20 protein-coding genes are annotated in these 17565 nt (G+C 62.3%); 9 read left to right on the forward strand and 11 right to left on the reverse strand.

The genetic code is table 11. The features are described from left to right. Window positions 1-16: 16 nt before the first annotated feature. From FHS03_RS22485 to FHS03_RS22500, 4 genes are all read right to left on the reverse strand, one after another. A complete protein-coding gene (locus FHS03_RS22485) occupies window positions 17-775 on the reverse strand; it encodes a transporter substrate-binding domain-containing protein (protein WP_183443161.1) in 759 nt (252 codons plus the stop codon). 40 nt (window positions 776-815) lie between these two features. Continuing rightward, window positions 816-1811, reverse strand: coding sequence for a porin (locus FHS03_RS22490; protein WP_183443162.1), 996 nt, complete (start codon window positions 1809-1811; stop codon window positions 816-818). Window positions 1812-2053: 242 nt separating this feature from the next. Beyond that, a complete protein-coding gene (locus FHS03_RS22495; protein WP_183443163.1) occupies window positions 2054-2494 on the reverse strand; it encodes a DoxX family protein in 441 nt (146 codons plus the stop codon). Between the two features lie 60 nt (window positions 2495-2554). Beyond that, the gene (locus tag FHS03_RS22500; protein ID WP_183443164.1) at window positions 2555-3382 is read right to left on the reverse strand and encodes a pirin family protein; all 828 of its coding nucleotides are present in this window, start codon (window positions 3380-3382) and stop codon (window positions 2555-2557) included. 102 nt (window positions 3383-3484) lie between these two features. Between FHS03_RS22500 and FHS03_RS22505 the strand changes: the two genes are divergently transcribed. After that, window positions 3485-4390 carry a LysR family transcriptional regulator gene (locus FHS03_RS22505; RefSeq protein WP_183443165.1) on the forward strand — a complete coding sequence of 302 codons (906 nt, stop codon included), beginning with the start codon at window positions 3485-3487 and terminating at the stop codon, window positions 4388-4390. Here FHS03_RS22505 and FHS03_RS22510 read toward each other — a convergent pair. The 3 genes from FHS03_RS22510 to FHS03_RS22520 form a co-directional block, all read right to left on the reverse strand. After that, window positions 4350-6761 carry a diguanylate cyclase domain-containing protein gene (locus FHS03_RS22510; RefSeq protein ID WP_183443166.1) on the reverse strand — a complete coding sequence of 804 codons (2412 nt, stop codon included), beginning with the start codon at window positions 6759-6761 and terminating at the stop codon, window positions 4350-4352. The two genes, FHS03_RS22505 and FHS03_RS22510, sit on opposite strands and share 41 nt — an antisense overlap. A 115-nt stretch (window positions 6762-6876) precedes the next feature. Further along, on the reverse strand, window positions 6877-7551 hold the full coding sequence (locus FHS03_RS28265; RefSeq protein ID WP_183443167.1) for a hypothetical protein: 675 nt from the start codon (window positions 7549-7551) through the stop codon (window positions 6877-6879). Next, on the reverse strand, window positions 7548-9251 hold the full coding sequence (locus FHS03_RS22520) for a methyl-accepting chemotaxis protein (RefSeq protein ID WP_307729564.1): 1704 nt from the start codon (window positions 9249-9251) through the stop codon (window positions 7548-7550). The genes FHS03_RS28265 and FHS03_RS22520 overlap by 4 nt, the downstream gene beginning before the upstream one ends. A gap of 247 nt (window positions 9252-9498) precedes the next feature. Between FHS03_RS22520 and FHS03_RS22525 the strand changes: the two genes are divergently transcribed. Then, the gene (locus tag FHS03_RS22525) at window positions 9499-9843 is read left to right on the forward strand and encodes a hypothetical protein (protein ID WP_183443168.1); all 345 of its coding nucleotides are present in this window, start codon (window positions 9499-9501) and stop codon (window positions 9841-9843) included. 22 nt (window positions 9844-9865) lie between these two features. On the opposite strand, the gene FHS03_RS22530 is transcribed toward FHS03_RS22525, so the two are convergent. The 3 genes from FHS03_RS22530 to FHS03_RS22540 all read right to left on the reverse strand — a co-directional run bounded on the left by FHS03_RS22530 (window position 9866) and on the right by FHS03_RS22540 (window position 11925). Then, window positions 9866-10507, reverse strand: coding sequence for a LysE family translocator (locus FHS03_RS22530; RefSeq protein WP_183443169.1), 642 nt, complete (start codon window positions 10505-10507; stop codon window positions 9866-9868). A 72-nt stretch (window positions 10508-10579) separates the two neighbouring features. After that, window positions 10580-11119, reverse strand: coding sequence for a GNAT family N-acetyltransferase (locus FHS03_RS22535; protein ID WP_183443170.1), 540 nt, complete (start codon window positions 11117-11119; stop codon window positions 10580-10582). Beyond that, on the reverse strand, window positions 11116-11925 hold the full coding sequence (locus FHS03_RS22540) for an aminoglycoside phosphotransferase family protein (protein WP_183443171.1): 810 nt from the start codon (window positions 11923-11925) through the stop codon (window positions 11116-11118). Before FHS03_RS22540 ends, FHS03_RS22535 begins: the two co-directional genes overlap by 4 nt. Window positions 11926-12002: 77 nt before the next feature. On the opposite strand from FHS03_RS22540, the gene FHS03_RS22545 reads away from it, so the two are divergent. After that, window positions 12003-12980 (forward strand): helix-turn-helix transcriptional regulator, encoded by a 978-nt coding sequence (locus FHS03_RS22545; protein WP_183443172.1) that lies wholly within the window; start codon window positions 12003-12005, stop codon window positions 12978-12980. Here FHS03_RS22545 and FHS03_RS22550 read toward each other — a convergent pair. Next, window positions 12977-13258, reverse strand: a complete 282-nt coding sequence (locus FHS03_RS22550; protein WP_183443173.1) for a putative signal transducing protein — start codon at window positions 13256-13258, stop codon at window positions 12977-12979. The genes FHS03_RS22545 and FHS03_RS22550 overlap by 4 nt on opposite strands. Before the next feature lie 75 nt (window positions 13259-13333). On the opposite strand from FHS03_RS22550, the gene FHS03_RS22555 reads away from it, so the two are divergent. From FHS03_RS22555 to FHS03_RS22580, 6 genes are all read left to right on the forward strand, one after another. Next, window positions 13334-14101, forward strand: coding sequence for a DNA/RNA non-specific endonuclease (locus tag FHS03_RS22555; RefSeq protein WP_183443174.1), 768 nt, complete (start codon window positions 13334-13336; stop codon window positions 14099-14101). 12 nt (window positions 14102-14113) lie between these two features. After that, the gene (locus tag FHS03_RS22560; protein WP_183443175.1) at window positions 14114-14365 is read left to right on the forward strand and encodes a hypothetical protein; all 252 of its coding nucleotides are present in this window, start codon (window positions 14114-14116) and stop codon (window positions 14363-14365) included. A 396-nt stretch (window positions 14366-14761) separates the two neighbouring features. Further along, window positions 14762-15241: a hypothetical protein gene (locus FHS03_RS22565; protein WP_183443176.1), complete on the forward strand. Its 480-nt coding sequence runs from the start codon at window positions 14762-14764 to the stop codon at window positions 15239-15241. Window positions 15242-15459: 218 nt separating this feature from the next. Then, a complete protein-coding gene (locus tag FHS03_RS22570; RefSeq protein ID WP_183443177.1) occupies window positions 15460-15822 on the forward strand; it encodes a hypothetical protein in 363 nt (120 codons plus the stop codon). A 5-nt stretch (window positions 15823-15827) separates the two neighbouring features. Next, complete coding sequence (locus tag FHS03_RS22575; RefSeq protein ID WP_183443178.1) at window positions 15828-16721, forward strand: TniB family NTP-binding protein; 894 nt, start codon at window positions 15828-15830, stop codon at window positions 16719-16721. Between the two features lies 1 nt (window position 16722). Beyond that, window positions 16723-17514, forward strand: a complete 792-nt coding sequence (locus FHS03_RS22580; protein WP_183443179.1) for a TniQ family protein — start codon at window positions 16723-16725, stop codon at window positions 17512-17514. Window positions 17515-17565: the final 51 nt, after the last annotated feature.

A 17565-nucleotide genomic window follows, 5' to 3' on the forward strand; every position in this document is an offset into this window, starting at 1 on the left:
GCGATACGGCAGCGGACTATTTGATGTCCTTGATGGCGTCCTGGTACTCCTTGGACTTTTTCACCTTGCCGATGGCCGCCCATAGCGCTTCAACTTTCTCCTTGTTTGCCGCGTAATAGGTTTTGGATACGGGAGCGTAGAAATCTGCCGTCATGAATTGCTTGGGCAGGGCTTCGACCTTGTCGCTGAACTCCTTGCGCGTGGCGAGCAAGGCGTTCATCTCGCCATCGAAGCCCAGCAGGATTTCGCCCTGGCCGGCGATCAGCTTATGGAAATTGCGCGCCGGCTCCTTGGTATTGTCATCATACGGCACATTCATGGATTTCAGGCGATCCGAAATGGTGGCGAAGCCGGAAGGGATCAGCACCGGTTTGCTGACGTTCTGGAATTTGCTGCCGTCCCAGCCGGCATTGCTGCCCTTGATGCGATAAGCCAGGATGTCCATGCGCGCCAGCGCGGCGGCGGTGTTCGGTTTGTCGCCCTGCATCGGGTAGGCCGCGTATTCAGCGTGGAAGGGCGTAAAGCCGGCGTTGACCAAGCCGCTCGTGGCGCCGCTGCGCACTTCGTCGATGCAGCGTTTCCATGGTGCTACTTTCATTGTTACCGGTACATTTGCCTGCTTGGCCGCCATCTTGATCAGCACCTGCATGGTGCCGTCCTTGGCGGGGAAGGTATAGGGCGCCGCAGCCTGGTCTTCAACGCAAAGAACCATGGCATCCTGGCAGAAGGCGGAGACGGGCAAGGCGAGCAGCAGGGCGCTGGCGAGAGCTTTCATAGGAAACTTCTCCATTGGACGAGGATGGTTGAACAGGGACTTAGAACTTATGGTTGATGCCGGCCGCAAACCCGCGCTTGCCGCTGCCGACTTCGATGGCATTGCCGACCGTGAACGGGGCGCCATTCTTATTGTTGATGCGCGAGTAAGAACTGTATAAATCAGTGCGTTTCGACAGCGCGAAGGTATAGCCGATCGCCGCCTGGTTGGCATCCTGGTCCAGGATGCTGCGGTCCTTATGCTGTATCCAGGACACGAGATAGGTGGACGGCCCGTGCTCGCAGGTGGCGCCGACGATCAGGTCGCGGCTGTCCATGGCCATGGCCGGGTCTTTGTTGACGGCGTAGCCGAGCGCGCCCTTGAACGCGCCCACCTGGTAGGTGGCGCCGGCGAAGCTGACCTTGTTGCGGCTGCTGCCCGTGGCGTCTTCCAGATTGCGGTGGGCGAAGACGGCGAACAGCGGGCCGCGCTGGTATTCCAGGGCCAGGCCGGTTTCGCGCTTGGCCTTGCTGTTGCCCGGCGTTTCGCCCGGGGCATAGGTCAGGCTGGCCTTGAAGCCCTGCATCGTGGGCGTGGTGTAGTAGACGCCGTTGCTGGTGCGGAAATCCGAGAACATGATGTTCGAATAGGCGCCCTCGTGGCCGCCGCCGAAGGGATCGACATCCATCAGCGCATACGTCAGCAGATTGAATTGCCGCCCCAGCTTGATGGTGCCAAAGCCGCCGCTCAGCCCGACCAGGCTTTGGCGGCCGAACGCCAGGCCGCCCGGCCGGCTGCCGCCGGTATCGCCGGCAATGCCGCTTTCGAGCACGAACAGGGCCTGCAGGCCGCCGCCCAGATTCTCCGTGCCTTTGAAGCCCAGGCGCGACCCGGCTTCGACCCCGCTTTGCACGGTCCAACCGGCCGCCTTCGGTCCGCCGCTTTCGTGCACGATGCCCAGGTCCATCGAGCCGTAGACGGTGATATTGGTTTGCGCGCCGGCGCCGCCGGCTGCCAGAACAAGGGTGGACATCAAGATGCAATGGCTGGTTTTCATTGGTCGTCTCCGTCGCTGGCTGGTTGGCTTGCGGAATCGATTATGGCCATACGCCCCGTAACTTCAACGTTTTTTGGAAAAACGCGACAGCCTTGGGGAGATTTTTTTTGCTGTTCTTATGGAAGTGGCAAGAAAGACTGCAAGGACGTTAACAAAAGCGCCTGCTAGCGTGGCGAAAGCGCCACCATGCGCAAAAAAAGCAAAACGGGGGCCAGGCCCCCGTGCTAGAAATGCTTGCCGAATCAGATGCGGGCCAGCACTTGCGGTGCGCCGCGACGGGCATCAAGGCTCAGGCTGCCTGGGCCGAAGGCGGCGATTTGCAGCAGGCCGCCAGCCATGGCGAGGTTTTTCAGCAGGTGGATCAGCTGGTTCTGGTCGCCGATGGCGTTATGGAACAGCACGGCCGTCACCACCGAGAAGGCGGCCAGACCGAGCGCCACCAGACGAGTCTGGAAACCGAAGGCCAGCAGCAGGCCGCCAATCAGTTCGACGCCGATGGCGCCGGCCAGGCCGAGGACCGGGAAGGGCAGGCCCATGGCCGAGATGTAGCCCATGGTGGCGGCCGGCGCCGAGATTTTGCCGACGGCGCTGAAGACGAAGATCAGGGCCATCAGCAGGCGGCCAGCTAAAGGCAGGACGGCGGTGTTCAGGGCGTTGTTGTTGATGTTGTTAGCGTTGTTCATGGTCATGCTCCTATATAAATGATGTAAATCGTTTTCGGTCTTGCTTGATCTGGCATTCTTTTACTGCGCCAGGCGCAGCTGCCTGCCCAGTTCCTGGATGCGGGCTTCGCCCCGGCGCAGGGCGGCGGCGCTGCTGTGCACCGAGTAATAGCCCAGCACCAGTTCATGCGGATGCTTGGCGGCCGACCCCAGCACGAATTCGGTATCGTGTTCGGCGTGGAAGTCCAGGGCCGCCTCGGATTCCTCGAACACGGCGATTTCCTTGCCCAGCACCGCGTCTGACACATGCAGCTTGCCGCTGGCCAGCGCCACCCAGGCCACCTGGTGCCCCGCGGGCGGCTGGTAAGACCAGCTTTCGCCGGCCTTCAGCTTCACATGCAGGTAGTTCAGCGGCGCGGCGTATTGCAGCGGGCTGCGCGCCTGGCCGTACTGGCCGATCAGCACGCGCGCCGGTCCTGCGGAAGGAATCTCCCCGGGCGCCAGGTACAGGCTTTCGGATGGACCGTTTTCCTCGTCCTGGGGCAGGGCCAGCCAAAGCTGGAAGCCTTGCACGCGCTGGCCGGGAGCGGCGCTGCCGCCGTGCCAGATGCCGCCGCCCGCCTTCATCCACTCCACGCCGCCGGCGCCGAACTGGCCGCTGGCGCCGCTGGTATCGACATAGTCGATGGTGCCGGAACGCACCAGCGTCACCGTGGCGATGCCGGAATGGGGGTGCAGGCCGGCGCGCGGGCCGCCGCGCGATTCCATGTCGAAGTCGTCGAGAAAGACGAAAGGCTTGATCATCTCGCCCACATCCGCAGGGCTGGCCAGGCGGTTGAACCAGCTGCGCTGGCTGCCCAGACTGCGGTAGCGGATCTGCCTTGCTGTCGGTTTGAGGACTGCATTCATTTGCTGTCTCCTGTTTCGTTGATCGATGAGTGAATGATAGGGATTGGACATCCATCGCGGAAGCCTATATATTTGGATGGAATGTATCGAAAGGAGCGATAGATGCTTGACGGGATGTCCATGGACCAGCTGCGCACTTTCGTCGCGGCGGCCGATGAAGGCAGTTTTTCGGCGGCCGGGCGCAAACTGCGGCGCGCGCAGTCGGTGGTGAGCCAGACCCTGGCCAATCTGGAAGCGCAGGTCGGTTTCGCCCTGTTCGAACGCAGCGGGCGCTATCCCAAGCTGACCGAGCCGGGTTACGCGCTGCTGCTGCACGCGCGCAGCGCCATCGCCAGCATGGACGATTTCAAGGCCAAGGCGCGTTCGCTGGCGGAGGGGCTGGAGGCCGAGCTGTCGGTGGCGGTGGACGTGATGTACCCGATCGGCTGCCTGACCGAGGCGGTGCACGCCTTCCAGCAGCAGTTTCCCGGCATGCCGCTGCGGGTGCATGTGGAAGCCCTGGGCGCGGTGGTGCAGCCGGTGCTCGATGGCCGCTGCCGCTTCGCCATCATGGGTTCCTTCCCCGAGGTGCCGCAGGGCTGCGCCGCCGAATTCCTGCAGGCGGTGCCGGTGGTGACGGTGGCTGCGCCCAGCCATCCTCTGGCCGGGCTGAAGCCGCCCATTTCGCGCCAGGAGGCGGCCGGCCATGTGCAATTGATCCTGACCGACCGCTCGGAGCTGACGGCGGGCCGCCAGTTCGGCGTGGCCGGCAAGCAGAACTGGCGCCTGGCCGACCTGGGCGCCAAGCATGCCTTCCTCAAGGCCGGCCTAGGCTGGGGCAATATGCCGCTGCATATGGTGGAGGAGGATCTCGCCGCCGGCCGGCTGCAGCGCATCGAGATCGAACCCAGCCCGGTGATGGGGCCGTTCTTCTCGATGTACGCGCTGCACCGCAAGGACGCGCCGCCGGGGCCGGCGGCGCGCTGGTTCATCGATTGGCTGAAGCGGCACGGTTCGCCGCAGGATTAAGCACGGGACGCGGGCCGGCCGGACGTTCGTCCACCACGTAGCCGTTGCGGCCATTGCGCTTGGCGTCGTACAGGGCGGCGTCGGCGCGCGCCAGCAGGCCGGCCGGGTTCTCGCCGGGACCGGCATGCACGGCGATGCCCACGCTGCAGGTGACTGGCAGCATGCCGGTTTGCAGATTGAAGGCGGGACGGATGGCGCCTACGATGCGTTCGGCCAGGGTGGTCGCCTCGTCCGGCGGCAGCACGTTTTCGAAGACGATGGCGAATTCGTCGCCCGCCAGGCGGGCCACGGTATCGGTGGAACGCACGCTGGCCGTCAGGCGCATGGCGAATTCTTTCAGCACATCGTCGCCGGCGCCGTGGCCCAGGGTGTCGTTGATGCTCTTGAAGTGGTCGATGTCCAGATAGGCCAGGGCCAGCGGGCTGTCGCGGCGGCGCGCGCGGTCCAGCGCCTGCTGCAGGGTTTCCTCGAACATGCGGCGGTTGGCGATGCCGGTCAGGGTGTCGCGCCGCGCCAGCTCGATCAATTGTTCCTCGACCGCCTTCACATGGGTCATATCGCTGGTCAGCACATACACGGCGGCCACGCTGCCGTCCTGGCGCAGGTCGGGGATCAGGGTCGAGGCCAGGATGCGCGACTCCTCGCCGACCTTGGCCTTGGCCTCGTAGCTGGTGACTTCGCCCTGGAAAGCGCGGTCCAGGCAAGGCTTGGCGATGGCGTAATGCGCTTCGCCGATGGCGTCCACCACGGGGCGGCCGGGCAGGGTGTTGGGGTCGACGCCGAGCCAGCGCTGGAAGGCCGCGTTACCGAACTGGAAGCGGTGGTCGGGGCCGATGGCCGATACCAGGGCCGGCAGGTGGTCGGTGATCAATTGCAGGCGCTTCTGGCTGGCGGCCTGCGTCAGCTCGGCCATCTTGCGCTCGGTGATGTCGTTGGCCATCACGTAGAAACCCGGCACGCTGCCGTCGGGCGCGAAATCGGGCACCATGTCCACCATCAGGTGCATATAGCGGCCCAGCTCCTCGCCTTCGCGCTCGACGTGCACGCGCTGGCCGGCCAATGCCGCCTCCATGCAGTCGCGCCAGCGCGCATCGACCTCGCCGCCGAAGACGTCGTTGACGGTGCGGCCCAGCAGGGACTTGGGATCGACGCCCAGCAGAAATTGGTAATGCTCGTTGGTGAAGCGGTAGCGCAGATCCTTGTCGATATACGAAATCAGGGCGGGAATATTGTCGGCGATGAGGCGCGCCCGCTTTTCGCTGGCTTCCAGCTGGCGCAGCGCGGCGTCGCGTTCGCGCACGTCCTCCACCAGGGCGGCGCCGAGTTCGCCGATTTCATCCTTGGCGCCCACATGCAGGGCTTCCAGGTCGGCATGGCCGTGGCGGATGTCGCCCAGGTGGGCGCGCAGGGTTTCCAGTGGACGCAAAAAGCGCAGCACCATGAGCCAGGCCAGCAAGCCGGCCAGCGCCGCGCACACGGAAGCGAGCAAGATGGCTTGCTGGCGCATCGCCTTCATCGGTGCAAAGGCTTCGCTGGTCGGATAGCGCGCCGCCGCGATCCAGTTGGTGCTGGCCAGGCGCTTGAAGGTGTAGATGCCGGGACCGTCGCCCTCCAGGCTTTCGGCCTCGGTCCAGCCCTCGAAGCCGGCCAGCGCCTTTTCCGTGGCCTGGTCGGTGCCGGAGCGCGAGGCGACATGACCCAGCAGGCGCGATTTATCGGGGTGGTTGACGATCACCCCGTCGCTGGTCATCACGTAGAGATAGCCGGTCTTCCCGGGCCGCAGCAGGTCGAATTGCTGAAAGAAGTCCGAGTGCAGCAGGTCGATGCTGCCGGCCAGCACGAACTGCACCTCGCCTTTCTTATCCAGCAGCGGCTGGGTAATCAGCACTACCGGCAGATTCGACAGGCGGCTGCGCAGCGGCGGCGCGATCACGGCGCGCTTGGTGGATAGGGTTTGCAGAAAGTAGGGGCGGCTGGACACATTGAGCGAGCGGCTCAGGCCCGAATCGCGCAGGCTGGCCACCAGTTCGCCGTCGCGCCCGAAGGCCACCACATTGGTGAATTCGGCCGAGACGGTGGCATGGGTCTGCAAGGCTTGGCGCAGCGCTTCCGGATCGCGGCGCGCCGCCTCGGGCAGGGACTCGGCCAGCGCGGCCAGCAGATTGAGGCGGTTTTTCAGCTGCTCGTCGATAAAGGCGGCGGCGCCGGACAGCAGATTGATTTGCTGGCTGCCGATCACACCCTTCATATCGCGCTCGGCGACCGTGAGCGCCAGCGTGGTCACGATGGAAGTGGCCGCCAGCACGAGTACGACGACAAAGCTGGTCAGGCGAAATTTCAGACTGCGGGGCAGAAAGCCGGTCATAGCCATGGGCGGGTATCCAGCGGCGGGGTACACACGCAGTATTACACAGGTGTTGATTCGCCGCACGAAATTGCTGATAGGCATTTATGCCGTGGACAGCAGCCCAGCTCAGCCTGCCTTACTAGTCCGATGCATGCTGCCGGTCGTCTCGATAGCTTTTGCGTACCTGTTGCTCCGCTTGCTGCCAAGCGGTTTCCCACCGGTTCTCGGGCAGGGTGATGGCTGGCGCGCATTCCCCGCCCTGTGCGCAGTTCAGCTCGTTGAAGCCAAAAGCAATTGGCCAGCGCTGCTCATACCGGACCTGGCTTCTGAGCTGGCGCGCCATGGCAATACCCTGGCTTACCAGCGTTTCCGTTTGCTCGGGATATGCTTCAAAGAAGCTGACGGCTTGGTCGACCGCATCGGCGCCTGCAAGCAGAAAAGGCAGCCTGAACAGGACATAAGAGATTTCGCCACGGCCCGGTTCCGACGCGAAACGCAAAGTGTCGTACCAGCCCAGCGTGGCGTTGGCCACGATCAGCGGCAGTGTTTTTTCCAGGCCTTCGCGCGGCAGGTAGTGGGCGCCCAGGATTTCCATATGCTCCATCGGCGTGCGTTCTAAACGCCGGGCATTGAAGTCCGCCAGCACTTCATCATAGCGCTTGAGCGCGGCGGCATCGCCTCTGCGCACGCCTTCAACAATTCGGATGAACTCGGCATACCGCTGCTGCCATGAGGGTTGGAAGGGAGCGCCCGCGTGGGCGGTTGACAGCAGCAGGGCGAACGGCAGGGCGAGACTCAGGGAGCGCAGTTTCATGAACTATTTTCAGCATGGGACTGTTGCGCAGTGTATAGGATTGCGTCAAAGGACGTTTTACCGATTGTTTTCGGCGTCCTGGCGCCGCGCGTGGCGGCCCGGCTGGCGTCGATCGCGCCGCCGCCGCTGACGCCATCACCACTGGACAGCTGTGGCGGCGCCAGGCGGAAGACGCCGACCGCCGTCGCCAGGTGCTCGGCCTGCTGGCGCATGGTGATGGCGGCGGCCGAAGCTTGCTCCACCAGCGCCGCGTTCTGCTGCGTGCCCTGGTCCATGCCGGCCACCGCGTGGTTGATCTGCTCGATGCCGGACAACTGTTCGCGGCTGGCTTCTGAAATCTCGGCCATGATGCCGGTCACGCGCTGCACGCTGGCCATGATCTCGTGCATGGTGCCGCCGGCCTGGTCGACCAGCTTGGCGCCGCTGGCGATCTGGTCGACCGAATCGTCGATCAGATTCTTGATTTCGCGCGCGGCGGCGGCCGAGCGCTGGGCCAGATTGCGCACCTCACCCGCCACCACGGCAAAGCCGCGTCCCTGTTCGCCGGCGCGCGCCGCTTCCACCGCCGCGTTCAGGGCCAGGATATTGGTCTGGAAAGCGATGCTGTCGATGACGCTGATGATGTCCACGATCTTGTGCGAGGAGGCGTTGATCGAGGCCATGCGCTCGACCACCTGGGCCACCACTTCGCCGCCTTTGCCCGCCACCTCGGATGCCGCCGCCGCCAGCTCATTGGCCTGGTGCGCGCTTTCGGCATTGCGCTTGACGGTCGACGTCAATTCCGCCATCGAAGAGGAGGTTTCCTCCAGCGAGGCGGCCTGCTGCTCGGTGCGGTTGGACAGATCCTGGTTGCCGGCGGCGATTTCGGCCGAGGCCATGCCGATGCTGTCCGAACCCTGGCGCACCTCGCCCACGATCTTCAGCAGCGAGGCGTTCATATCGCGCAGCGCTTCGGTGAGCTGGCCCACCTCGTCCCGCGAGCGCACTTCAATGGTGGAGGTCAGGTCGCCGGCCGCCACGGTGCGCGCCACTTTCACGGCGTGGCCGATAGGCCGCACGATGCCGCGCGTGATATACCAGGCCGTCAGCAGGCTCAGAATGCCACCTACCACGCCCAGCGCCACCATGGCCAGCGCGGAATGGTTGGCCAGGTCTTCGGCGCTGCGGCCCGAAGTCTGCATCTGGGTGGCCTGGAAGTCGATCAAGGCATCGACGGCGGCGAAGTAGGAGCGCTGGGCCGGCCGCACCTGCTCCGTCATCAGCGCCAGCGCCGCTTCACGCTGGGCGCCGCGCAGCTGGGCCAACAGGTTTTCGCGGGCTGCTTCGTATTTGGCGCGTTCAACGCCGATGGCGGCGTACAGGGTCTTGGCTTGTTCCGTTTGCAGCATGGCGGCCGCCTGGTTCAGCGCTTCGCCGGCGTCGCGTTTGGTGGCGGCGATCAGCGCCAGTTCGCGTTCCAGATCGGCCGGCTGCTCGGCCAGCAGGGCGTTGGCGCTGCTGCGCGCTTCCAGATTGAGGGCGGTCTTGAGCTGGTTGAGGACACTGATGTTCTGATAGCGCTGGCCGATGGTCTGTTCGATTTCGCCGCTGACGATTTTCAGCGCGGTGGCGCCCACGCCAACCACCAGGGCCAGGGCAAAAATGGTAAGCAGGAAGGCAATGGTGAGGCGATGACCAATCTTGATATTTGCGATATTCATTTTGGCTCGTGAGTGTTGTGTCCCAGTGGCTTGGCCGGTGCGGAAAGCGTTCCGAGTGTAGCAGCGGCTTGGTTGCAAAGCTATAAATATTTCTTGTTGGAATAACATGATGCTGAAAAGGTGATAAATCGTATGTTTAAGGACACATTCACCCGTCCCGCCGATACGGCGGCCTGCAGCGGTGCGCTGGTTCTTGCGTCACTTCCGTAAGATGGCAGGCATTGCCACCATCAGCAGGGAGGGCGCCATGCCAAAGGGGATCAGCCCGAAACGGGAGCGCGAATACACTGAGCTGGAGCGCAAATTCGAGCAGGAGGGACGCTACAAGGGACGTGAGGATGAAGTGGCGGCCCGCATCGTCAACAAGCAGCGCCGCGAGAGTGGTGAGACCAAGGGCCAGCGGCAGGACAAGCGCGCTGGCCAGGCGCCGGACCGCGGCCTGCCCATCAAGGATTATCAGCGCCTTACGGTGCCGCAGATCCGCAGCCGCCTGGGCGAGCTGACGGCGCCGCAGCGCAAGACCATCCGCAGCTTCGAAAGCGCGCACAAGAACCGTAAAGGCGTGCTGGAGGCGCTGCAAAGAGCGCATTGACGGCGCCGCCGCCGCCGCTTGCTCAAGCCAGGCCGGCCTTCCATGCCTGGGCGGCGCTGAGCACTGCCGTCAGCAGCAGAAGCAGGCCAATGGCGCGCGCCGTCCACGCGGCGGCGGCGGGGTTGCGCGCGAACCAGAGCGTGGCTTGGCTGGCCGCCAGCGCCAGTGCGCCATACACAGCCGCCTGGGTCGCCGCCGTGATCGCGCCCAGCACGCCCGATTGCAGCCAGAGCGGTCCTTGGCCCGGCTTCAGGAATTGCGGGAAGATCGCCAGCATGAAGATATAGGCCTTGGGATTGAGCAGGCTGGTCAGCATGGCGCGGCGGAAGATGACGGTCGGCGCTAGCACCTCGCGCGCCGCGTCCGGCGTGAACACGGCGCTGCTGCGCAAGAAGGTGTAGCCCATCCAGGCGATGTAGATGGCGCCGCCCAGCAGCATGTACTGGAACAGCTGGGGCCAGAGCTGGAGCACCACGGCCGCGCCCAAAGCGCCCATCAGCAGGTGGCAGAAGCCGCCCGCGATAATACCCGCCACCGCCGCCATGCCTGCGCGCCGCCCGCCCAGCATCGAATTCGCCATGACGAAGGCCATGTCGAGCCCGGGCAAGGCGATGATGCCGAAAACGACTGCGAAATAGAGCCACAGATTGGCCGCCTGGTTCATATCCGTCTCCCACAATAATTGGTAACGCTGCAGCGTAAGCCGGAATCAGGACGGATTCCGCCCTGATTCGGATCAAGACTCGAAGTAGTACCAGAACAGGGCGGTTTCCGCCGCCACGCCATCCTGTGCCGCGTACAGGGCGCGGTCGAAGCCTTTCAGCACGAAGCCACAGCGTTCGTAGAGGCGGCAGGCCGCCACATTATTGTCCTGCGTCTCCAGCATGATGCCGGGCAGGCCGCGCTGGCGCGCCCATTCTTTGGCCTGGGCGATCAGCGCCGCGCCGATGCCGCGCCGGCGCAGAGCGCTGGAAATGGCGATATCGTCGATCACGGCCAGGCCGTTCCAGCCGGTGGAGAGCAGGATCATGCCGGCCGGACTGTCATCGGCGTAGGCCAGGAAGGCCGCGCTGTCGGCATTATCCAGATAGTCGGCCGGAACGCGCTCGCCATCGGCCGGATACGTTTTCAGATAGGGCTGGACTGGAATGACTTCATAACTGATGCCGGCCGGCGTAGCCGACAGCAGCAGCCGCGAGTCGACCTGGAAGGCCAGGTCCAGCATATTGGCGTCGGCGGCATTGGCAGCGCTGGCGGCGTCGATGCGGATGCTCATGGCCGGGCCTCGCCTTTCAGCGCAGCGAGCGCATGGCGCACCACGCCCAGATCGCTGTGCGGCTCCTGGCCGTCCTCCAGGAACCAGGCGGCGGACAGGCCGCTGAACGCGATCGTCCATTGCAGCAGGCGGCGCCGGGGCAGGCCGGACGCCTGCACCACGATATCGAGCTGGCGGTAGAAGCGCTCCGCATCGGGCGTGGTCGGCAGATCGGGATTGCACAGCACATGCACATAATCGAAGGCGCGCTCGCCGAGCAGGCGTTTGGGATCGATGGCCAGCCAGCCGCGCTCTTCGAAGTCAAGCACATTGCGGTGGTGGACATCGCCATGCAGGGCCACGATTTCGCGCTGCGTCGCCAGCAGCTCGCGTGTCGTGGCCAGGCATTGCGTATAGACGCCGCCATACTGGCCCGCCGCCGCCTCCAGCGAGCCAAACCAGTTCGACAACGGAATCAGCTTCGGCATCGGGGCCGCGCGCGGCGCATGCAGGCGCGTGACGGCGGCGCAGATGATGCGGGTCGCCTCGTCGTCGCGGCCGGCCAACGCCATGTCCAGCAGATCTTGCTGGCCCTGGGCGCGTTCCAGCAGCAGGGCGTCGCCGTCGTGGGCATAAACCTGGGCCGCGCCCTGGCCATCCCACCAGTTCATCAACAGGCCGCCGAAGCGCTCCTCGGTGGCGGTGGCGACCTTCAACATAGCCGCGCGGCCGTCGGCGCAACGCACCGGCAGCAAGCGGCTGCTATGGGTGCTGAGCAAGCCGCCGTCGGGCGTCAACTGCCATTGAGTCAGATAAGGTTCGAACATGGGCGCATGGTAGCAGAGATGCGCCGCGCGGTTTAATGAGGACGGAAAATGACCTCTTAGGCTGATACCGTCGCCTTATGTACCATCCAACCACCCGTGTTTTGGCAGTCCTGGAACTGCTGCAAGCCCATGGACGCATGAGCGGCGCGGAACTCGCGCGCCTCCTGCAAGTGGACGGGCGCACGCTGCGCCGTTACATCGTGATGCTGGAGGATATGGGCATTCCGATCACGGCCGACCGCGGCCGCCACGGCGGCTATGCGCTGATGCCCGGCTTTAAGCTGCCGCCCATGATGTTCACCGACGACGAGGCGCTGGCCCTTTCGCTTGGCCTGCTGGCCGCGCGCAGTCTCGGCCTGGCCGAAGCCGCGCCGGCCGTCGCCAGCGTTCAGGCCAAGCTGGAACGCATCATGCCGGATAGCCTGAAATGGCGGGTCAGCGCCATCGACGACACCGTGCGCCTCGACCTGCGCCGCGGGACGGCGCCGCCGACCAATGCCGCTCTTGGCGTGCTCAGTGCCGCCGCCCAGGTCAGCCAGCGCGTGCATCTGCGCTATCTGGCGCCCGCCGTGCCGATGCCGGAAGGCCAGCTTAGGCCGGCGCGCGAAACCGGGCGCGATTTCGATCCGTATGGCCTCGCTTATTACATGGGCTTCTGGTACACGGTGGGGTTCTGCCACCTGCGCGATGGCCTGCGTACTTTCCGGCTCGACCGCATCAGCGAGGTGCGCCCGTTGGTAGCGGCCTTCCAGCGACCGGCCGGTTTCGACGCGCTGGAACACTTGCGCCATTCGATCGCCACCCTGCCGCGCAAGTTCGCCGCCACCGTGCTGCTCCAGACCGACCTGGAAAGCGCGCGCGCTACGCTGATGGAGTATATGGGCCTATTCGAACAGACGGAGGAAGGCGTCCTGCTGCATAGCCAGACCGACGGACTGGCTTGGCTGGCGCGCCAGTTGGCCAGCTTTCCCTTTGCCTTCCGCGTGGTCAGTCCGCCGGAGCTGGGACAGGAGGTACGGCGCCATGCGCGGCGCCTGCTGCAGGGCGAGGGCTAACGTACATCGGGATTGTGTCCGGGATCGAAATCAGCGTCGTCCGGCAACGCGAACTCACCGCGCTGGAAGGCTTGCAGGATTTCCTCGGCCGCCTGCGCATCCTTTTCCAGCACCAGCAAGCGCGCGCCGCCAATCGCCGGTGCCAGCAGCAGGTTAGCCTGCATATGCTGGTCGTCCGTCACGATGGCGCTGATGCCGGCGGCGGCCAGGCAGCCACGCATCACATGCGCGTCGGTCGGGATCATAAAGCGCGCCAGAATGCGGTAATCGTCGTCCATCGGGTTCTCCATGGTTGGCAAGGTCTGTTCAGTATCGCTAGAATGCTGGCGTTCTGCCTCACAGTATAAGGAAATATGGTTCAGAAATCCCTCGCCGCAGCCCTGCTGGCTGGCGGCATGCTCTTCGCGGGCATCGCAGGCGCCGCCTGCTCGCAACACTATGTTCAGGGACGCAGTCCCGAAATCACCAATCCCAAACTGGGCAAGGCCACGCAGGAATTGTGCTACCGCGCCTTCGGCATCATGCACAGCGGCCTGACGCGCACGCCCCTTTGGTCAGCCGAATACCTGACCGCCCAGAACATCGAAGCGGCGCAAGACCTCTCGCGCGAAAACAGTTTCCACCCCGAGGAGGAACTGCCGCGCGGCCAGCGCGCCGAACTCTCCGACTACGCGCGCAGCGGCTTTGACCGCGGCCACATGGCTCCAAATGGCGATATGCCAGACCGCCGCAGCCAGCATGAAAGCTTCTCGCTGGCGAATATGGTGCCGCAAGACCCCGACAACAACCGTCACATCTGGGCTGGCATCGAGCAGGCCGTGCGCAAGATGGCGAAGAAAGAGGGCGATCTGTATGTGATCAGCGGCCCGGCCTTCATCGGCGGCGATCTGCGCAAAGTCGGTAATGTGCTGGTGCCGAGCCACTTGTATAAGGTGATTTACAGCCCGCGCCAGCGCGCCGGCGGTGCTTGGTTCGTCGCCAACGAAGCCGACGCGCGTCCGCAAACCATGACGGTGGCGGAGCTTGAAAGTAAAATCGGCATCAACCTGCTGCCCTCGCTGACGCCTCAGCAAAAGCAAGTGATGCTGCGCCTGCCGAAGTCGGGCAAGAACAAACGCTAACAGGAGAAGGCCATGAGCAAAAAATTCATTCCCTACGCCAATGAAGCCGACGTGCTGCACATCGGCGGCCTGACGGTCGAAAACCGCCTTGACCGCATCACCCTGAGCGGTGACATCGACCTGACCCAAGACCAGGCCGGCCTGGAGCACGCCCGCGAGCTATACAAGCTGCTGGGCGACGTGCTGGTCAAGCTCGAAGCGCAAAGCCTGCCAACCAAGCTGCCGCCGCCGAAGGTGAAGAAGGTGGCGAATCCTTTCGAGTGATGCACGTGTGAATTGCTCGGTGATCAGACGTTATAGACAGAGAAATCCGTGCGAAAATCCCCGTTCGATAACGAGAGGGCGTGCCTAGTATTGTGATTGCTGGATATTGGAAATATTCACGTATTTTCACCTCAAGCGCTTACGCTGCATTGCAGTCTGTCGCGCACCGTCGCCAATAGATACCCCTATGGCGAAAAATCCTTCTCTGTCTAATACGGTCTAAACTGCACGATGTCGGTCTAAACGCGTCTGAAAATCGCATGCAGTTGTCTAAACGCGTCCATGAATGCCGCCCAAATGTCTAAAACGGTCCAGCGAAATGGGGGCAAGGTCTAAACGGAACTATTTTTTCGTTCCGTCCTCCAATCTTTAGACCATTTTCGAGGGGATTGCATCATGGGGTACGAAGCGAAGCAAGCAGTTTACCTGCCCACCACCGACTATCTCGAACTGGAGCTTTACCTGATGGATACCCGTCCTGGTGTGAGGCTCGACGCTTTCGTGACGGAACTCGTGCATCGCTGGCTGGCTATTGAGATGGAACGACTCGCACTGCGCAAGAACGGCCAGGCAATGCGGGGATATCAATGGAAGGATCTCTTCCTGCCTGATGGGACGCATCTGCGTACCAGCCATTGCGGCATCATCGATTTTGCCAAAGTGGTTGGCGATCACATCGTTTCCGACGATGGCGTTTCGTTAACGCCATCGCAGTTTGCCAATCGCGACTCGAAAGGACGCAATGCCTGGCGCTTCGTTTGGGTCCGCTATCCTGGCGACGAGTACTGGATACGTGCAGCCAATTGTCGGGTCCGCACTGACGAACTGCGTCTACGGCAGTCTAAGGCTACGTTGCAAGCGTCTACAACGGCCTAAAGCCTATCAGCTAATGGTCTAAACCGGTCCACACATTTCTTTGCGGAGTCGAATCTGGTCTATGAGTTGCCGCATAACCGAAATTCTGGACGCTGTTAGATCAGAACCGCCCGTTTTAGACAGAATTAGACAGGATGGCCGAAAAGCATACCGAGACCGTCATCTTCACTTAAGCTCTCGCTTTCGCGGTAAGCGTCATCTATTTTTGGGATCCAGATATGAAAACCTATCACGAAATTCCATACGCGTATCTGGGAAGACCGCCTGCTTCGTTATGGGAAGTGCGCGCAGCTGTCCGCGAGCAGGTTGCCCGAGGCAAGAAACACATCGACGAGAACTCTATTTTCCAAGGGATCGCTGAAATGCGTGAGATTGAGGCGAAGGCTGCAATCAGTACAAAAAGCGCGCGGCGAAATGAAGAGCGTCGCAGGACTGCTGAGAAGACTAAGCCTCAAGCGAAGCGAGAACAAGCAGTAAGCCGGGAAGAAAATTCTGGACACAAGAGGCCCACTGTTCCTGCTGTTGTGACGCCAGATGAGGACGAAATCATCGAGGCGTTTGATGACATTGATGTGAGGTAGCGGCAGTGGAAAACTTCAATCATCTACAGCTAGCGGTGAGGCATTGGCTCGATCTCAGCGATGAAGAGCGCCTCTACCAGTTGAACAGAGACCTGTGGATTGGATATCCTCAGGCGGCCCGGATTTTGGAACGGATGGAAGAGTTGTTCCAGCATCCACGCATAGCCCGTATGCCTAACCTGCTATTGATCGGAAAAACCAATAATGGGAAAACTCAGATACTGCGGCGATTTCAGGAACTCCATGCCGCGTCAGACAATATCGGTGGCGAAGCGATCAGTGTGCCCGTGCTCTATGTACAGGCCCCGCCTGTTCCTGATGAAAAACGGCTATACGTCGATATTTTGAACACGCTCTTTGCTAAACATTCTTTGTCGGACTCACCTTCGAAGCTATTTGCGAATGTGAAGGATAAGTTCGAACGTGTGGGCGTTCGAATGCTAATCATCGACGAGCTGAATAGCTTGGTCTCCGGTTCTCCAGCAAAGCAAAGACAATTTCTGACGGTCTTAAAACATATCAGCAATGAGCTACAGATTCCGCTGGTTGGTGCTGGAACAGAGGACGCTGTAAGGGCATTGCAGACCGATCCCCAGCTCTCGAATCGCTTCCCACCAATGACGCTGCCGCGCTGGGGGATGGATGCTGACTTCCGGCGTCTGCTGGCTAGCTGGGAGAAGATACTGCCGCTACGTAAAGCATCCGAGCTCTCTGAAAAGACTCTTTCGCACGCTATCTGGTCAAGGTCTGAAGGGACGCTCGGCGAGGCCGTGGCGCTGCTAAAGCAAGCGACTAGGTATGCAATACGAAGTCGTCATGAGCGCATCGATCTGCATGCGCTCGAAAACTGCGGTTACGAAGCACCGAGCGAACGCAAGAAGCGTCTCATCGAAGTATGATATGGACGGCCTTTCTGGACTCGTCTTACCAGCTCATCCGCAGCCAAAGGACGACGAAATTTTCTCTTCCTGGCTATGCCGAATCGCACAGGCCAACGGCCTCAAATTGCATACGTTGGAGGTCCAGGTCTGGGGCCGGGGAAAAGAGATCTGGACGCGTGACATCGACCGTTCCGTGGATGATCCAACCCTGACGCGCATCGCCTCGCTTTGTGGCACCTCGTTCGAGCGCGCACACGCGACCACACTGCGGGGACTGGAGGGGCTGATCTTCGAAAAAATCGTGATGGGCAACTCGCCATGGATTCTTCCTGCTGCGGTCTATCATCGGACACGCAGGCGGCCGTTTATGCAGTTCTGTCCCGCGTGCCTTGCAGGCGATAAGATCCCGTACTACAGGCGGTCTTGGCGGCTTGCGTTGGCCACATTTTGCGATACGCATAGCGTGATGCTTCATGATTGCTGCCCACGCTGCCAGGCTCCAGTCATGTTCTATCGGCAGGAGCTCGGTGATCGCTGGAGTAGCGACTTCGGCACCTTATCTCTCTGCACCACCTGCCGATTTGATTTGAGAGAGACCGATACTGAAAAGGTCGTGATTTTTGATCGCGACGCGCTACTCACCTTGCGCATGCAAATGCGGTATTTGGACCTGGGATGGACATTCACCGACAAGCAGATTTTTCAGTACTCGCAACTCTACTTTGATGTCCTAAGGAATCTGATCCAGAAGATGATGTCGCCCTGGAGTAAGCGTAAAGCCAGCGCCGTCTTGAGCCCAGGGCTGAATTGATTGATGATGACATCACACCGCTGGGAAGCGGCGTGTTTTTTAAGCCGAGGG

The organism is Pseudoduganella violacea (assembly GCF_014191875.1).
In the GTDB taxonomy this organism is placed as follows: Bacteria; Pseudomonadota; Gammaproteobacteria; order Burkholderiales; family Burkholderiaceae_D; genus Rugamonas; species Rugamonas violacea_A.